Raw genomic sequence first — 16,896 nt, 5'->3', positions numbered from 1 at the left:
TCGCAGGGTACAAACGAGTAACGGTAACAGGTAACACTCATGCGATTGCGTCACATAGAAGTTTTTCATGCGATTATGCAGGCCGGCACGATCAGCGGTGCCGCACAATTACTCAGCATTTCCCAGCCAGCCGCGACTAAAGTCTTGCAACATTGTGAATTGCAGCTTGGCCTGAAATTGTTCGAGCGCATCAAAGGAAAATTGCATCCGACACCGGAAGCGCACAAGCTGTTTTCCGAAGTCGACAAACTGAACCGCGACCTGCAATCGGTACGCCGCCTCGCAAATAATCTGAAAAACCATCCGGATGAAGCCGTCAGGCTGGCTTCAACTCCCACCTTATCGATCACGGTCGTACCAGCCGCACTGGCCGCCTGGCGCAAGAAATTTCCGCAAGTGCACTGCACTTTATCGACCCACCATACCAGCGATATGGTGAGCGCCTTGTTGCTCGGCGACGTTGATTTCGCTTTATCTTTATATGACCCCTGCCATCCGAATCTGGCATCCGAGCCGCTGGTGCGCGGCAGTATGACGGCGATTGCGCCGATAGGCAGTTGGACAAAAAAGCTCGACAACACGCCCTTGTCCGTCGCTGATTTGCCGAAAAATCTGATCGCACTGGATCTGGATGATCATCTGGTCAGCCGCGTGATGGATGCGTGCGAAGAACTCGGCATCAGCTTTACTTCTTACACCGAAGTCCAGACGTATGTGCTGGCGCGCACGCTGGTTGAATTCGGCGCGGGTGCTGCGGTGATCGACCCATTTACGGCAGCCACAGCCAATCACGACAAAGTGCAGTGCCGCCCCTTGTTACCGAATGTACCGGTGGACTTATATTTGCTGACAAAAAAATCGACGCCATTGTCACGCTCAGCACGTGCATTTGTCGAATGTGTACAGACAGCTGCTGCCGAATTTATTGCCAGAACCAGCAAGGAATAGTTCAGCATTAGGACTTACGCAGAATTGTTCCAGCTAGGCTTACAGCCGAAGGTAACCTCCTTTGTAAAGGAGGTTCGTTGCGTCGGCAGACAACATGTTGTCTGAAACCCCGACTACACCGTGTCGCCGAAGACAGTGCTTTAGCACGGCTAGGCGACAACAACAACGCTGGGGCAGTTCTGCGTAAGTCCTTAACGTAATTGTGCGGCCAGCGCGGTCATGATTTGCTCTTGCCATATACTCAGGCTGGAATACTCACCGGTATTTTTATCCGGATCGGCACCAGTGCCGCCAATCAGATAGATCATGCCGTTGCGGGTCTGCGGATCAAACACAAAACCTGATTCCAGACCATACGCAAATCCCAGATGACCGACACCGGTAAATCCATGTCCACCGGGCGTGACAGGAGGCGTCAGGCGATCGCCATGATGTGCGGCGCTGATATCAGTGAATACCTGAAACCCCAGCGCCCATGACTGAAACATGCCCTGATAATCGTCGCCATTCTGCAGCGCAGCATCGTAACGCCACTGAGGCGTTAACAAAGCCCGCACGCTGGCTGGCTGCAACAGACGCACACCGTCAAACTCGCCCTCGCACATCAGCATCTGCATCAGACGACTGAGGCCGCGCGCGCTGATGCGCAAGCCACCCTGCGGGCTGAATAAGGTGGCATTCCAGCCTGGTTGATACGTCGCCAGATAAGTACGCTTTGGCACCGCTTGCTGGTGATAATCATCGACCTGTGGCTGCCAAGCACCTGCTGTATCCCAGACATCGTTTTTCTGTTTGCGATACAAGGTGGCCAGATTATTCAGTTCTGACGGACTCAGATTTTCCGGATGAAAACTGCCGCTGATCTGCAGCGGTTGCAAAATCAATTCCTGCATCAGCACATCAAAACGTTTTCCTGATACGGATTCCATCACGGCACCGATCACACCCCAGTTCAGATTCACGTAACTGAAGTATTTTCCCGGAGCATAGTTTTTGTTACTGGCATCCGGTCTGGCCCAGAATAATGCTGATACTGCGTTTTTTTCCGCCGCTTGCAAAACACTTTGCAGGGACGTATTCGCCGGAAAATTATAGCCACCATCATCGCGCAACGACGAGGTATGACTCAGCAGCATACGCAATGTGATCGCGGCATCAGGATAAAAAGGATTTCTGAGGGTATAGCCGAGATAGCGGCTGATATCGGTATCGAGCGCGAGTTTGCCCTGTTCAACCAGACGCATTACGCCAAGCGCTGTCACCATTTTAGAGACAGACGCAATACGGAATAAGGTATCTGCATTCGCTGGCAAACCAACGGCGGCAGTAGTCGGGATAAAGCGCTCGCCGAACTGCTTTTCATAGACGATCTCACCAGCGCGTATCGCGATCACAGACAAGCTCGCCAATAGCCGTTGCGGCTGGCTGACGATGGCCTGCAATTGCTGATCGGTGGTCGTTTTCATTGATGCGCGTGTGATCGGAACTGTCGCCGTCTCTGCCATTTTTACTTCTGCCGCTTTTACATCTGCCGCTTTTACTTCAGCAGGCGGGCTTGCTGCCTCCACGATACCAGCGAAAATACCAGAAAAAAATAACACCGCCGACATACTTACTGCTGCGAAGGAAACGCGCTGTATCAACATATTCAGTCTATCCGCAGATAGGTCTGGCGAACGACAGCAGGATCACCAAAATTGAAATGCCACCATTCGCTGTTAATCCCTCTGAAACCCGCATGAAACATGGCTTGCCGCAATATCTCGCGATTGCTGCGCTGCTGCGCGGTAATTTGTCCGGCAGCCAGCATTTTTTCTTCCAGTGCCGGATGTGATTTTTCCACCATCTCGTCGAAGCCGCTGCCCATATCAATTTCTACGCCTTGCGGATCAATGACTGTCACATCGACCGCCATGCCAAACGAATGAATAGAACCGCGCGCAGGATCAGCTACATACATCTGTAAAGGTGTGCCATCCAGATGCGCCCACAGCATTTCCTGTACGCGGTGCGGGCGCAAGGCGTCCAGCACAATGATGCGATAACCCGGATGCTGCTCTGCGAGATAGTACGCCGCCTGCTCCAGCGCTGCTGCGGCTTCTCTGTGCAACCATGCGCAATCGAGATCGCCATACAAGTCACGTCCGACGAAATTATCGGTGCCGACATAACGCAGATCAACAGTAATGCAATCAATCGCCGCAAGGCGACGGAAGTCAGGGTGATCAGCAATGAATTCACAACGCATGTACGACTTCTCCAGATAAATCAGAAAACAACCAGAACTCATTTCAGCTTGTCAGAATAGAGTTTGCTCTTGCTGTCTTCCAATGAAACTTTACTTGTCACGTATAACCGTAACTCATTATTTGATGCGCGATGTTGAACAGTGGCGCATCCACTTATTTTTATCGCTTCGCGTTTTGCTTTGCATCCGGAGCGATATCGAGATAGCGCCAATTTGTGAAATCCACCGGATGCCGCTGATAATGCAGCACCCAGGGCTGGCGGATATCCGCAGACAAGGGATGCACCCGCGGTATCCACGGGTTATAAGCATGCATCAGCAATGCCATTTGACGATACAAAGCGCGCCGTTCAGGTGTGTCTGTCATCGTCAACGATTTTTCATACAACTGATTAAATGCAGGCAAATTAAAACGTGCATAATTCGCCCGCCCGATATTTGCGCCATACAGTAACTGGTAAAAATTCTCACCATCGGGAAAATCAGCAACCCAGTTTGCTTCTGTCATCTGCACCTGCCCCAGACGTGATGCACGCAAAATTTCTGAATGTTTATCGGTTTTAAAACTGATGCGTATGCCGATCGCATCCATCGTCTTGCGCCAGACTTCATCGCGCAGACGCCCGGTGGTATTAGCCTGACTGTGCATCACCAGATGCAAGGGCTGTCCATCCGGTAAGCGACGATAACCGTCTGCACCACGCAGATAAGAAAAGCGATCAAGCAAAGCATTCGCCAGCGCAGGATCGTAAGGCACAGGGCTCTTGAAGCTGGCATCGTAGCCAAGTACATTCGGTGGCAACGGTGACTGTGCCGGAATCGCCAGACCTTTTTCCATCAGGCTGATATCTTCGCGGCTGTTATAACTCATCGCAATTGCGCGGCGTAGGGCAATTTTTTCCTGACTATATCCACCGATGACAGGATCTTCCATATTCATCCAGACATAATAGGTCTGCAGTGGAGAAAATAAGGACAGTTGCACACCTTGCTGTTGCAGATCCGGCTTCAGTTTGCCGTCTTTCATGACCATGTCTGCCAATGGCGGTGGCACCTGTTCCAGCGTATCAAATTCACGGTTCAGGAAACCGAGCACGCGCGCCTGCTGCTCTTCGACGATAGCAATCGTAACGCGCGATACTAGGGGAATAGTCCGGCCTTTCAAGTCTGCCGCGATCTGCAGTGAGACGGCATCTTTCCCAGCCTCGCCATCAAACACCACTTTGCGATAATCAGGATTCGCATTCAGTACCAGACGAAAACTGCGCTGCCATTCACCCAGCATAAACGGGCCGGTGCCGACAGGGTGATTGCCAGCCTGATTGCCGTAGCTCTCTATCACTTCTCTGGCAACGGCAGACGTGGCCGTGGTCGCCAGAATAAACAAGAAATTGTTATCCGGCGCATTCAGCCGTATGCGTAAGGTGTAACGATCCAATGCCTGCAGGCCGGGAATGGTGGAGGCGCTGTCGAATTTCCAGCCGGGTGCCGCTTGTACATTGCGCAGTTTTTCGTCGCCCAGCAACTTGCCTTCAAACATAAATAACCACGGCGATTTCAGCGCAGGATCGTACAAGCGCCGTACGCTGTACACATAATCATCGGCGGTTAATTCGCGTACTTTTCCTTTGAATGCTGGGTCGGGTGTGAAATGGATGCCGGGTTGCAAATGCAGTGTATATGTCTTGCCGCCATCGCTGATTTCCGGCATCGCCTTCAGGGTATTCGGCTTCAATTTGACCGGACGCGCCAGATAATCGTAGCGCAGCATAGGTTCAAAAATATTCTCATTAATGCTGAGCGTCGCAATATCGGAAGCCACCGCCGGATCGAGAGCGCTTTCTGGCGTCGTCAGCAAAACATTCAAGGTTTTGCCTGTGCCTGTCTGAACACCCTGAACACTCAACGCAAATAGCGACAGCGCCAGCAAGGCACACAAACGACGCAGCCATGGCATTGCTTGCTTCATGCGTTTCCCTCTTGAATTCTGTCGCTGTAACGAGTGATATAAAACCATTCTTCGCCACAATGCGCACCGGCATCGGGGAATATCATGCGGCCATCCATTTCTGCCCTGACCTCGCTGCCATCGTGGCGCAAGCCGATCAGATCGCCTTTTTTTACTTCGTCAAAACTGCGCCAGTCGCGAATGAAATGATCGTCGTCGTGCAGCTTGTCGATCACATCATAGATGCGCAGGCTTTCAATTTCTTTGACGGCAGCAGGTGCTGTTCCGGCAATGATGCCGAGATGCGTCAGAGTATTGATGATCGCCCGGTACGCGACTTCCGGTGCTTGCGGGTCGAGATGCTGACCGCATTCCAGCGTGACCGCATAACCGCCGACGGAACGCATGTACTCTGTAGTACCGACACCGAACTGGGTATTCGCATTCGCCAGCATTCTGGCATCTGCATTCGGCCCCAGTCTTTGCTGACGGCGGGCGACGCCACGCGCATACGTGCTCAGCCAGCCATCCACCATGCGATGTACGCCCAGACGCAGTGCCATCGCCAGCTCGGCTTCTGCGTGGCTGAAGGGTTCGATATCGCCATCGTTATTTTCCGGTCCGACCAGAACAAAAGCCTCGCCTTCGCCGCGGAAAGAATGCAGGTCGAGTAAAACATCGTGCTCCGCCAGTAAAGGGCACAACCAGTTGGCAACATGATCCTCAAACTCCACTGGCGTTGCCGTTGGCAACAAGCGGCGGTTCAGATTACGGTCGCCCTGTCTTTCGCCGCGCTGATAAGCCAGTGGATTCGTCACCGGTACGAAAGTCACACAACCGGATACGATCTGAATGATGCCGGCGTCGATTTCAGCAATCACGCGTCGTATCGCCAGCGTGCCGCAAATCTCGTTGCCATGCACCGCACCGGTAATGATGATGCGCGATCCGGCAAGCGTTGACTGATAGCGTTGGCTGTTAAAAAACAAATGTTGCGAACTCATACTTATACTCATTCCAGACTAAAACGTAACCGACCTCTTGTTGATCACTTCTTACTTATAGGACTGACGCAAAATTGTCCCGGCAAGGCATGGCGACGAAGACAGTACGAATAGTACGGCCAGGAGCCATAACGCCGCCGGGGCGGTTTTGCGTCAGTCCCTCACTTATCACTTCTTGCCAAACTCGGGATCGACCGTAATCAAGGCTGTCACAATAAAGGTCGGAATCGCGGCGAGGCAAATCCATACAAAGAAATGCGCGTAGCCCAGCGTTGCCTGCAACCAGCCGCTGAACATACCTGGCAGCATCATGCTCATCGCCATGAAACCGGTGCAGATCGCGTAATGCGCAGTCTTGTGTTCGCCATCGGCAACCATAATCATGTACAGCACGTAAGCCGTGAAGCCGAAGCCATATCCCATCTGCTCAATGGCCACGGCGGCACCGACCAGGTAAATATTTTGCGGTTGTACGAATGCCAGATACACATACACGATGTGCGGCACATTGATCGCCAGCGCCATCGGCCACAGGCAACGCTTCAGACCATAAATTGAAATCAGCGCGCCGCCGGCGAGGCCGCCCAGCGTCAGTGCAATCATGCCACCGGTACCGTAGACGATGCCAACCGCCTGCGTCGATAAACCCAGCCCGCCTTTATCCAGACTATCCAGCAAAAATGGTGGCGCCATTTTGACTAACTGCGCTTCGCCAAAGCGATACAGCAACAAAAAAGCAATCGTCAGCAGAATATTTTTCTTCCTGATGAATTTGCCGAAAATCGTAAAAAACGTCGCGACGACCTGATTCGGATCACCTTGCGCGTGATCGCTGTCGGGTCTGGGCAAAGCCCATTTGTGATACAGCGACAGACTCACAAACATCGCCGCCAGCACGCCGAACACAACCATCCAGCCAAATGCCACATTTCCGGTCAGATCTTTCAGCGTTCCGGCAAGATAGACCAACGCGCCCTGCCCCGTCAGCATCGACATCCGGAAAAACATGCTGCGTACACCGACAAACGCGGCCTGCTGATGCTGCTCCAGTGCCAGCATGTAAAAGCCATCACTGCTGATGTCATGCGTGGCGGCACCGAATGCCAACAGCCAGAACACCAGCAAGGTCATCTGAAAAAAACTGCTCATCGGTATCGTGAATGCGACCAGCCCAAATAACGCACCGATCACCAGTTCCAGCGTAATCACCCAGAAACGTTTGGTCTTAAACATGTCCACAAACGGCGACCATAAAGGCTTAATCACAAATGGCAGATACAACCAGCTGGTGTACAGCGCAATATCGGCATTGGAAATACCCATGTTCTTGTACATAATGACGGACAAGGTCATCACAACCACATAGGGAATGCCCTGACTGAAATACAATGATGGTATCCAGCGCCATACACCGGTTGCCGGTGTTTGCTCAGTATCGTTGGCAGTTGTGACGTCTCTTGTCATCGTGTGAGTTTTTCCTGGTGAAATGCCAGAACTCATTTCATTAATAGAGATGAGTTCTACGAATACATCTTCCCAACAAAAACACCGGAAGACGATTGAATTTTTACGCTTTGCTCATAGAGTAAAGTTATACGCTGACGCTATCTTTTCATTTTCTGCGTGTCGCAAAAGCGACCTATGATAAACGAAGCAAACACTGATAGAGCATAGTCGTTAAAAAACTCTGATGTTTCGTAAAGAATTAAAGTGGCAGCAAGGCAGCGGGTTTTATCCGAAAATATGACAGAACAGATCATCCCTATATGAACCCAGCAGATTTCGTTTTTCCCGGTATAAAAGACAACGCATCAGCGCTGGCTTTGGGGATAGATACGGGCGGAACGCAGACGCGCTGGGCGCTGGCAACGGCCAACGAAGACATCATCGCCAGCGGCACCGCGGCAGGATTGACGGCTCTGCAACTCAAGGCGCAGCAGGGAAAACAGGAATTCGCACAAGTGTTTTCCGACCTCGCTGCTGCTGCACGCAGCCACGGCAACTTACAGACAGTCAGAGTCGGCATTACCGGTTTCAGTGACGATATGCGTGTCGTCATTCTGGAGATGTTGACCAGTATTCTGCAAATGCCGGAACCATGCATTCGCCTCGGTACTGACATCGAAATTGCGTATCTGGATAGTTTCAAGCCGGGAACAGGCTATCTGGTTTATGCGGGTACCGGTTCTATCGCCGCCTATATTGACGAAGCCGGACAATTTCATCGCGCTGGTGGGCGCGGCTATTTGCTTGACGATGGCGGCAGCGGCTTCTGGATCGCCCGCGAAGCAGTACGCCATATCTGGCGTGCAGAAGACGAATGCCCGGGAGCATCGCGCAATTCGCTGCTTGCGCAAGAAATATTCAAAACCATCGGCGGCGATGATTGGGACAAATCCAAAGATTTCATGTATCACCACAGCCGCGGTGACATCGGTAAACTGGCGTTGGCTGTAGCAGCCTGCGCGAATACGGATGACGTCGCAGCTGATATTTTAAAAAGAGCCGGACAAGAACTGGCGCGACTGGGAATGGCAATGTGCAAACGCTTCGGCAACAAGCCTGTGGTTCTCAGCGGGCGGGTACTTGAACTCCATCCATTGATTGCAGCATCTTGTCGTACCCATTTACCTTCAGACATCAGCTTACGTACCAGTATTTGCCAGGCACATTTTTCGGCAGCCCGGCTCGCTGCCAGACAACTTAAATCACTCACATGAAAAAATTACTCTTACTCGGATTCCTCGCCGCCTTCCTCACCGGCTGCGCTACATCACACATCGATTCCAGCATCTCGGCGAAAAGTCAGGAAGACCGCGTGCAATTTCTGATTCTGCATTACACCGCGATTGATGAGCCGACTTCACTCAAGGTATTGAGCCAGCAAGGTGTCAGCAGTCACTATCTGGTCGGCGATCAGATGCCGGTCAAAGTCTGGCAACTCGTTGATGAAAGTAAAATGTCGTATCACGCCGGACTCAGCGACTGGAAAGGTTATAGCCGCCTGAACGCCAGCTCTATCGGCATCGAAATTGTTAATCTGGGTTTCCGCGATGCGCCGGAAGGCCGCACCTACTTCCCTTTCCCACAGGCACAGATCGACCGTGTCATTGCGCTGGTGAAGGACATCGTTGCACGCCATCAGATACGTCCAGAATACATTCTTGGCCATTCCGACATCGCCCCACAACGTAAGTCTGATCCGGGCCCGCTGTTTCCGTGGAAACAATTAGCTGATGCAGGCCTGATTCCTTGGCCGGACGCAACACAAGTGGCCCAACGTATGCCGCTCTATGAAGAGCAATTACCAGATGTCAACTGGTATCAGAAAAAACTGGCACAACATGGCTACAACACACCGCAAACCGGCGTGTTGGATGAGGCAACCAAAAATGTACTGATCGCATTTCAAAGTAAATATCGTCAGGAAAAATTTGATGGCGTCCCCGATGCTCAGACAGCGGCCATGCTGGACGTCCTGACGGCAAACACGAAGACACGATAAATGCTGGATGCACTGGGAATAAGCGCGGAGATATTGCAGCAGCGCGGCTTCGTTGCGGTATCTGAAGCGACGTCTCTGGTGCTTGCTGAGGTGGGAGAGGATGGGCGCGAGTATTGGCTGACACCCGCCGCCAATCAGGCCTGGCAAGCGATGAAAAATACCGCGGCTGGTGACGGTATTGCCCTGCTGATGATTTCAGCCTTTCGCAGCGTCGCCCGTCAGGCTGAAATCATCCAGGCCAAACTTGCGGCAGGGCAGGAAATTCATGACATCTTGCAAGTGTGTGCCCCGCCGGGATATAGCGAACATCACACTGGCCGGGCTATCGACATCGCCACGCCGGAAGATCCTGAACTGGAAATTTCATTTGACACCACAACAGCATTCCGGTGGCTGCAACAACATGCCCACGAATTTGGTTTTGACATGTCTTACCCGCCAGGAAATCACAGTGGATATCAATACGAACCATGGCACTGGTGTTTTCAACACTGAACCACGTCAGACCTGAGGCTGAAATCACAATATCGCAATATCGGTTTCGGTCTGAAAACAGGGGTGTTCGTCGCGGATAAAAACACTCTGTTCCCGCCAAATGACGCTTTATCGCAAACAATTCGCCTTCCCTTATCGTGCCAATTACAGTGGCATTACTCCCACACGATATGGAAAGGAAATGGTATGAAACTCACTGCAAATATGGATGGTATCGTCATCGCCGCGATCGCGCTGGTCATGCTGAGCAATCTGATTCACCAGTTACTGGCCTGAGCATCATGCTGACCTTGCTGATCTGGATAATTTTATTTGTATTGTGCTGGCCGCTGGCAATCATGGCGCTGTTGCTGTATCCCTTATTCTGGCTGCTGTTACTGCCATTCAGAATACTCGGGATTGCCGTTGATGGCGTTTTCGAATTACTGCGTGCGATTGTCATGTTGCCAGCACGTTTGCTGGGTGGGCGCTGAACAAGCGCCGCGAGAATTAATGTACGCTGTTGAATAAGTCGTGCAACTCTTCAAAACGATCTTCAACTTCGTCGTTCGCCAGGCCAAGAAAATCGCAGGCTAGTTGCCCGCCTTTGTCCCACTCAGCCCAGTTTTCCTGACCGTGGTAACGGTATATGCCATATTCCGACACCAGCGCCAGCGCCACCAAAGCCCGCACACGGTCATTGGTCGCAGAATCCGTTAGCACGAGATAATCGTGGTGCAACAATATTGCGTTCGACACTTCTTCCGGTAATCCCCAGGTCCGCGCCATCAAAGCACCAATGGACGTATGACTGGTGCTGTGTCGCTTCTGTTCTATTGCGGTAAATTTTTCGTTGACGTCATTACCGGCTAACACCAGCGTTTCCTGATAATCAGGAAAACGTTCCAGCAACAATGGAATACCAATGTCACAGAACAAGCCGAATGTGTGTGCAATATCTGCTGAGCAAATGCGCATACGGCTCGCCAGATGCGCCATTGCCTGCGCCCGTTTAGACGAGAAATCCCAGAATTTAGCGAGCGGAATTTTTTCTGTCTGCACTGCCTGACGCGCAATAATTCCCGTCATCAGCAAACCGCATTGCTGTATGCCCAATAGTTTCACGGCATGCGCAACGGAAGTGGCCTTCAGGCGCAAGCCAAAAAAAGACGAATTGGTGACTTTGAGTAAAGATGCCGACAAGGACACATCATTCGAAATGATGGCTGCCAGCCGTCCCGGATCAGGCTCTTTGCTGGCTAACTCCGTCTGCAAATCCAATAGCATGCTCGGACGTGGCGGTATGCGTATGGTTTTGATCAGGGCGTCAACGGATTGATCGCTGGCGACGTGTGCAGTGCTTGGAGGAGTCATATCAAAACAGCAATTGAGTAATATTGTGCAACGCCCATTTTAACGCATATTACCGCGTAGAAAGAACTGTATGGCGCGTGTTTTCAGGTTCTGGTTGGCACTGATTCACCTTATTTTTTCACTGGAATCAGGGTATTTCTGTCCACTGGCACAGCTGTGACACTATTCTGCGGCGAACCATCAATCAGCTTATCCGAATAGGTCAGGTAAACCAGAGCATTTCTTTTCTGATCGACCATGCGGACAATGCGTAACTTTTTGAAAAGAATAGATAAACTTTGATTGAACACTTCTTCCTGTTGCTTTAACGGCGCCGGAAAACTGACCGGCCCGACCTGACGACAGGCAATCGACGCTTCAGCTTTATCTTCCGCCAATCCCAAGCCACCTGAAATGCCGCCAGTCTTGGCGCGGGATACATAACAAGTTACGCCCGCAACTTTAGGATCATCATAGGCTTCCACCACCACCTTATGATCGGGACCGATCAGTTTAAAAGCCGTATCCACGCTGCCGATATGTTCAGCGCAGACGGTTGTTGAAAATAAAGCCAGTGCTGCACATGCCAGAATCTGATGTTTCATGTTGTTCGCCTTCCATTCATTTTTCATTCATATCCGGCATCCGCTGCCAGACATCATTTATTCAACGCCGAGTGACGCTTGCTGTATGCGAAATAGATACTGATCGCAATGAACATCCAGATAAAAAATACTTTAAATGTCGTTCCCGACAAGTCTTTCAGAATATATAAACAGGCAAAAATACTCAGCGCCGGAATCAGGTACGGACCAAACGGTACGCGGAAACCCTGCACGCCATGCCCGATTCCTTTTTTACGTATCACAGGAATGGATGCGGAAACGACGATGAAAGCCACCAGCGTTCCCATGCTGACCATATCCCACAAAAATGTCGCGTCCACCAGACCTGCAACGATACCGACCAGCAGACAAACCAACACGGTATTAATCACCGGAGCGCGTGTGCGTTGATGCACTTTCTGAAATGAAGCAGGAATCAGACCATCTTTACTGATCGCATACAAAATCCGGCTTTGTCCATAAATCGTCACCAATGTGACACTGAATACAGAAATCACCGCCCCTGCGGAAAGCACCAAAGCTGGCCACGCCTTGCCTGTCACATTCTGCAAAATCACGGCGAGACCTGCCTCTTGCCCCTCAAACATATGTGCAGGTTGAGCGCCGACGGCAGCAATCGCGACCAGCATGTAAAACACGGTGACAACAATCAGCGCCGCCATGATTCCCAGCGGGACATTACGCTTGGGATTGTTGACTTCGGCACCCGCAGTCGCCACCGTATCGAGCCCGATAAAAGAGAAAAAGACCGTGCCGGCAGCAGCTCTCACACCCGCCATGCCCGCCAGCCCTTTGCTATTGTCGGTATTAAAAAACGGCGTGAAATGTTCAGCGTGAAAACTGGAAAAGGCAATCACTGCAAAAAATACCAGTATCGCCAGTTTGATCATGACCATGATCGCATTCACTGTCGCCGACTCTTTCGCGCCGCGCAACAGCAAGAAACAACAAATGATCACCAGTACCACCGGCGGCAGATTGAATTGCCCGGGATGAATTTCAACACCATTGGCACCGGCAACGATCATCGGCGTGCGTAGCATCTCGGGAATCTGCCAACCCAGCGCATTGTGTAGAAAATTGTTCAGATAAGCCGACCATCCTATTGCTGTCGCACTAGCCGCCAGTCCATATTCCAGTAACAGACAGGCGGCAACCACAAACGCTGCGAATTCACCGACAGTAGCATATGCAAATGAATACGAAGAACCGGAAGCCGGAATCCGCGCCGATAATTCAGAATAGCAAAGCGCCGTCAGCCCGGCAGTCAGTGCCGCAATCAGAAACGACAAAATAACCGATGGCCCGGCTTTAGGTACCGCTTCGACCATGGTGAAAAAGATGCCTGTTCCTATGGTGGCACCGACACCGATCATCGTCAGCGAAAACAATCCCAAAGAGCGATGCAGGCTATGCTGATGCTGTTCCTCAATGATCACTTCATGAGCATCGATAGGTTTCGTGCGGGTTAATTGGCGGGCTAATGATATAAAGCTCAAGATCATTCCTTGTTTTCAGAAACTGCTGCGCATCTGATGAAATAGCAAAGACCAGACACTCAGATCTGGCACGGCGTGTAAAAGTGCAGTTGAACGCAGAACTCGCCGGTCAGCTACGGACAATGTCTATAAGCAAAAACTGTACGCACATAACATCCAGGTAGGCTGACCAACTCAATTCCGTTTGTTTCATGACGATTACACGAAAAACGCAATGATAGCGGCAAATCCCTCCGGCACAACGTCAACTACCGTAATTTGCAGAGTTTGTGATACATCATGGTAAAAACCACTGGTGATGTTAGCATTCCAAACTTATGCCTATGCCAAGAATTTCCCTGCTGACATTTCACCATCTGGTGCGCACAGTATTACTGATGTATGTACTGACGCTCGGCGTTGCGATGGCCTCGCCGCTGATGAAGCCAAATGCCATGAATCTGATCTGTTCCAGCACCGGATATAAACTGGTCGGCAACACCTCGGATGCAGGCCAGGGCAAAAGCAGCGCGCAGACGCATTTACTCGATTGCCCTTTATGTGTTGCAACGACACTCCCTCCTGCTGTTGCGTCAAATAGTGTTTGCGAACCTCCGCATGCTTTGTCGTATGCCACGCAGTCGATTCCGGCTGCACGGCTTGCGGCTACCGTCTCAGCCCCTCTCCCAGCTCGGGGTCCGCCGGTAATCTGAAGACCCTATCCGGTTCTGTTTTCTCCTGTACGCGTCTGACCGACATGTGTGCGCTACATGCACGCGGCAATTGATTACGTTAATTACGTTAGTTACGTTTAATTGCGTTGAGTTGCCTTGAATTACGTGCGCGGAAACTTGCGATAACTGACCGGATATGCCTTTCAGCCTTGGTGCAGCAACTTTCTGCGCACCATACGATCACCGACCATCGCCGGAACCCCATCATTTTTCTGAGCATGGCTGCTTCAGTCTTGTTCCCGGCTGCGGTAACGCACCACATAAGAGAGACCATATTTCATGCAAACCCAATTCAAACAACATATTCTGGCGACGTCCATCGCTGCTCTGCTTCCTTGCGCGGCGGTTCAGGCGCAGGAATTACCATTACAAAAACCATCGGAAGTCGTCATTCATGCCGAAAAAATTCCGGCACCGAACATCGATGGGGGCACTCAGAAGTCAGCGCTCGCTGCTACCAGCGATGTCGCAACGCTGTTGCGCGACGTTCCCGGTGTCAGCCTGTATTTAGCTGGAGGCGTCTCAAGTCTGCCGGCGATCCACGGCCTCGCCGATGATCGCTTGCGGATACAGGTTGATGGCATGAATCTGATCTCAGCATGTGCCAATCATATGAATCCGCCGTTGTCATATATCGATCCTATGCAGGTTGGCAGTATTCAGGTATTGACTGGCATCGCCCCCGTCAGCACTGGCGGCGACAGCATAGGCGGCACTATTAAGGTAAATTCGCCTGAGCCGGAATTCGCGGCAGCTGGTCAAAGCACCCTGCTCAAAGGCCAGGCAGGCAGCTTTTATCGCAGCAATGGCAATGCCAAAGGCGTCAATTTTGCAGCGACTTATGCCACAGAAATATGGAGCCTGAATTACACCGGTGCGATTGCCGAAAGCGGTAACTACCATGCCGCCAACGATTTCAAAGCAGCAAAATTAGCGGCGGCAGACAAAGCCTGGATTGCTGGTGACGAGGTTGGTTCATCACGTTACAAATCTGAAAATCAATCGCTGTCTGTCGCGATGCGTAACGCCGGTCAACTACTGGAACTGCGTATCGGCACGCAGAATATTCCCTATCAGGGTTTTCCGAATCAGCGCATGGATATGACAGGCAATAACAGTGAACAGGTCAATCTGCGCTACAAGAGCCAGTATGACTGGGGCACATTGGAAGCACGCCTGTATAACGAACACACACGGCATCGCATGAATTTCGGCGATGATAAACAGTTCTGGTACGGTAACGCCCCCGGCATGCCTATGGATACCGAAGGCAAGAATACCGGCGCGCTGATCAAGGCTGATCTGATGTTATCAGAGCGCGACAAGCTCAGCGTCGGCACGGAATATCAGCGTTACCGCATGAATGACTGGTGGATCGCTTCCGGCACCGGCATGATGATGGCACCAAATACGTTTGTGAATATTGCCGATGGTCAGCGTGATCGTCTGGGTGTGTTTGCTGAGTGGGATGCCAACTGGACTCCGCAATGGATGACGCAACTGGGTTTGCGCTACGAAAGCGTGAAAATGAACAGCGGCAATGTCGCTGGCTATAGCAGCATGTATGGCAATCCGGCGCTGCCAAGCTCTGTCCCTGGCGCATTCAATGCCGCAGACCGTCAGCGCAAAGATAACAACATCGACCTCACAGCCACTGCCCGCTACACGCCCAATGCCACGTTCAGTATGGATGGTGGCTATGCGATGAAATCGCGCTCGCCGAATCTGTATGAGCGTTACACATGGGCCAGCAACAACACCATGGTCATGAACATGAACAACTGGTTTGGCGATGGTAATGGCTATGTCGGCAATCTCCAGTTAAAGCCTGAAGTCGCGCATACTTTGAGCGCGACGCTGAACTGGCATGATGCGGAGCTATCCGACTGGGAATTCAAAGTATCGCCGTACTACACGCAAGTGCGCGACTACATTGACGCCACCAGCTGTGCGGCGGTCGGTAAAACCTGTGGCACACGCAAAGATGGCTTTCAGAACCTGAGCCTCAGCAACCAGAAAGCAAGGCTGTACGGGCTCGATATTTCCGGTCACAAGCAGTTGATCAAAACCAGTGATATCGGCAGTGTTTCGTTCAGTGGATTACTGAATTATGTCAACGCTAAAAACACCGTGACCGACAGCGGTTTGTATAACATCATGCCGCTGAACACGCGCCTGTCGCTGACGCAGAAAAAGGATCACTGGGAAAATACGCTGGAAGTACAGATGGTCGATGCGAAAACCGATCTTTCGGACATTCGCAAAGAACTACGTACCGCTGGCTACACCTTACTCAATCTGCGCAGCAGCTATACCTGGAAACAGGCGCGTTTTGATGTCGGTATCGACAACGTGCTGAACCGCTTTTACCGCTTACCGCTGGGTGGCGCGTATCTGGGACAAGGCGCTACGATGGGTGCTGGCGTCGCGCATGATACGCAGGTTCCGGGTAGTGGACGCTCGGTGTATGCTGGTGTCACGCTGAAGTTCTGATGCAGTAACGCATATCAAAGGCGTCCTTCGGGCTTACGCCTTAACACCATGCTGCCCGGCTTATCTCAGCGGGCAGCGCAGTTCA

The 16,896-nt window shown here is 51.6% G+C and carries 15 protein-coding genes; 7 read left to right on the top strand and 8 right to left on the bottom strand.

Annotation, left to right across the window (positions count from 1 at the left end; genetic code table 11):
• Positions 1 to 39 precede the first annotated feature (39 nt).
• Positions 40 to 948, top strand: coding sequence for a LysR family transcriptional regulator (locus H8K26_RS10005; protein WP_190479223.1), 909 nt, complete (start codon positions 40 to 42; stop codon positions 946 to 948).
• 191 nt (positions 949 to 1,139) lie between these two features.
• On the opposite strand, the gene H8K26_RS10000 is transcribed toward H8K26_RS10005, so the two are convergent.
• The 5 genes from H8K26_RS10000 to H8K26_RS09980 form a co-directional block, all read right to left on the bottom strand.
• On the bottom strand, positions 1,140 to 2,594 hold the full coding sequence (locus tag H8K26_RS10000) for a serine hydrolase domain-containing protein (RefSeq protein ID WP_223826955.1): 1,455 nt from the start codon (positions 2,592 to 2,594) through the stop codon (positions 1,140 to 1,142).
• A gap of 2 nt (positions 2,595 to 2,596) precedes the next feature.
• The gene (locus H8K26_RS09995) at positions 2,597 to 3,238 is read right to left on the bottom strand and encodes a M15 family metallopeptidase (RefSeq protein WP_223826954.1); all 642 of its coding nucleotides are present in this window, start codon (positions 3,236 to 3,238) and stop codon (positions 2,597 to 2,599) included.
• A gap of 118 nt (positions 3,239 to 3,356) precedes the next feature.
• On the bottom strand, positions 3,357 to 5,165 hold the full coding sequence (locus tag H8K26_RS09990) for an ABC transporter substrate-binding protein (RefSeq protein WP_223826953.1): 1,809 nt from the start codon (positions 5,163 to 5,165) through the stop codon (positions 3,357 to 3,359).
• Positions 5,162 to 6,148 (bottom strand): M14 family metallopeptidase, encoded by a 987-nt coding sequence (locus H8K26_RS09985; protein WP_190479222.1) that lies wholly within the window; start codon positions 6,146 to 6,148, stop codon positions 5,162 to 5,164. Before H8K26_RS09985 ends, H8K26_RS09990 begins: the two co-directional genes overlap by 4 nt.
• 168 nt (positions 6,149 to 6,316) lie before the next feature.
• A complete protein-coding gene (locus tag H8K26_RS09980) occupies positions 6,317 to 7,612 on the bottom strand; it encodes an AmpG family muropeptide MFS transporter (RefSeq protein WP_190479221.1) in 1,296 nt (431 codons plus the stop codon).
• Positions 7,613 to 7,914: 302 nt separating this feature from the next.
• Here H8K26_RS09980 and H8K26_RS09975 point away from each other — a divergent pair, with 302 nt between their 5' ends.
• The 4 genes from H8K26_RS09975 to H8K26_RS09960 all read left to right on the top strand — a co-directional run bounded on the left by H8K26_RS09975 (position 7,915) and on the right by H8K26_RS09960 (position 10,621).
• Positions 7,915 to 8,868, top strand: coding sequence for an N-acetylglucosamine kinase (locus H8K26_RS09975; protein WP_190479220.1), 954 nt, complete (start codon positions 7,915 to 7,917; stop codon positions 8,866 to 8,868).
• Complete coding sequence (locus H8K26_RS09970; protein ID WP_190479219.1) at positions 8,865 to 9,653, top strand: N-acetylmuramoyl-L-alanine amidase; 789 nt, start codon at positions 8,865 to 8,867, stop codon at positions 9,651 to 9,653. Before H8K26_RS09975 ends, H8K26_RS09970 begins: the two co-directional genes overlap by 4 nt.
• Entirely contained in the window at positions 9,654 to 10,148 is a 495-nt protein-coding gene (locus H8K26_RS09965) for a M15 family metallopeptidase (RefSeq protein ID WP_190479218.1), read from the top strand.
• A 281-nt stretch (positions 10,149 to 10,429) separates the two neighbouring features.
• Positions 10,430 to 10,621 carry a hypothetical protein gene (locus H8K26_RS09960; RefSeq protein ID WP_186883000.1) on the top strand — a complete coding sequence of 64 codons (192 nt, stop codon included), beginning with the start codon at positions 10,430 to 10,432 and terminating at the stop codon, positions 10,619 to 10,621.
• A 16-nt stretch (positions 10,622 to 10,637) separates the two neighbouring features.
• On the opposite strand, the gene H8K26_RS09955 is transcribed toward H8K26_RS09960, so the two are convergent.
• From H8K26_RS09955 to H8K26_RS09945, 3 genes are all read right to left on the bottom strand, one after another.
• Positions 10,638 to 11,501, bottom strand: a complete 864-nt coding sequence (locus tag H8K26_RS09955; protein ID WP_186882999.1) for an HDOD domain-containing protein — start codon at positions 11,499 to 11,501, stop codon at positions 10,638 to 10,640.
• A gap of 110 nt (positions 11,502 to 11,611) precedes the next feature.
• On the bottom strand, positions 11,612 to 12,112 hold the full coding sequence (locus tag H8K26_RS09950; RefSeq protein ID WP_390366552.1) for a CreA family protein: 501 nt from the start codon (positions 12,110 to 12,112) through the stop codon (positions 11,612 to 11,614).
• A gap of 26 nt (positions 12,113 to 12,138) precedes the next feature.
• Positions 12,139 to 13,605, bottom strand: a complete 1,467-nt coding sequence (locus H8K26_RS09945; protein ID WP_223826952.1) for an APC family permease — start codon at positions 13,603 to 13,605, stop codon at positions 12,139 to 12,141.
• A gap of 317 nt (positions 13,606 to 13,922) precedes the next feature.
• Here H8K26_RS09945 and H8K26_RS09940 point away from each other — a divergent pair, with 317 nt between their 5' ends.
• Both H8K26_RS09940 and H8K26_RS09935 read left to right on the top strand, forming a co-directional pair.
• Entirely contained in the window at positions 13,923 to 14,297 is a 375-nt protein-coding gene (locus tag H8K26_RS09940; RefSeq protein ID WP_190479216.1) for a DUF2946 family protein, read from the top strand.
• Between the two features lie 300 nt (positions 14,298 to 14,597).
• Positions 14,598 to 16,811 carry a TonB-dependent receptor gene (locus H8K26_RS09935; RefSeq protein WP_190479215.1) on the top strand — a complete coding sequence of 738 codons (2,214 nt, stop codon included), beginning with the start codon at positions 14,598 to 14,600 and terminating at the stop codon, positions 16,809 to 16,811.
• Positions 16,812 to 16,896 lie beyond the last annotated feature (85 nt).

It is taken from the genome of Cognatundibacterium aquatile, from assembly GCF_014699135.1.
Classification (GTDB): Bacteria; Pseudomonadota; Gammaproteobacteria; order Burkholderiales; family Burkholderiaceae_D; genus Undibacterium; species Undibacterium aquatile.
Note: the sequence above shows the minus strand (reverse complement) of the source record. Positions and strands in the feature narration are given on the sequence as shown.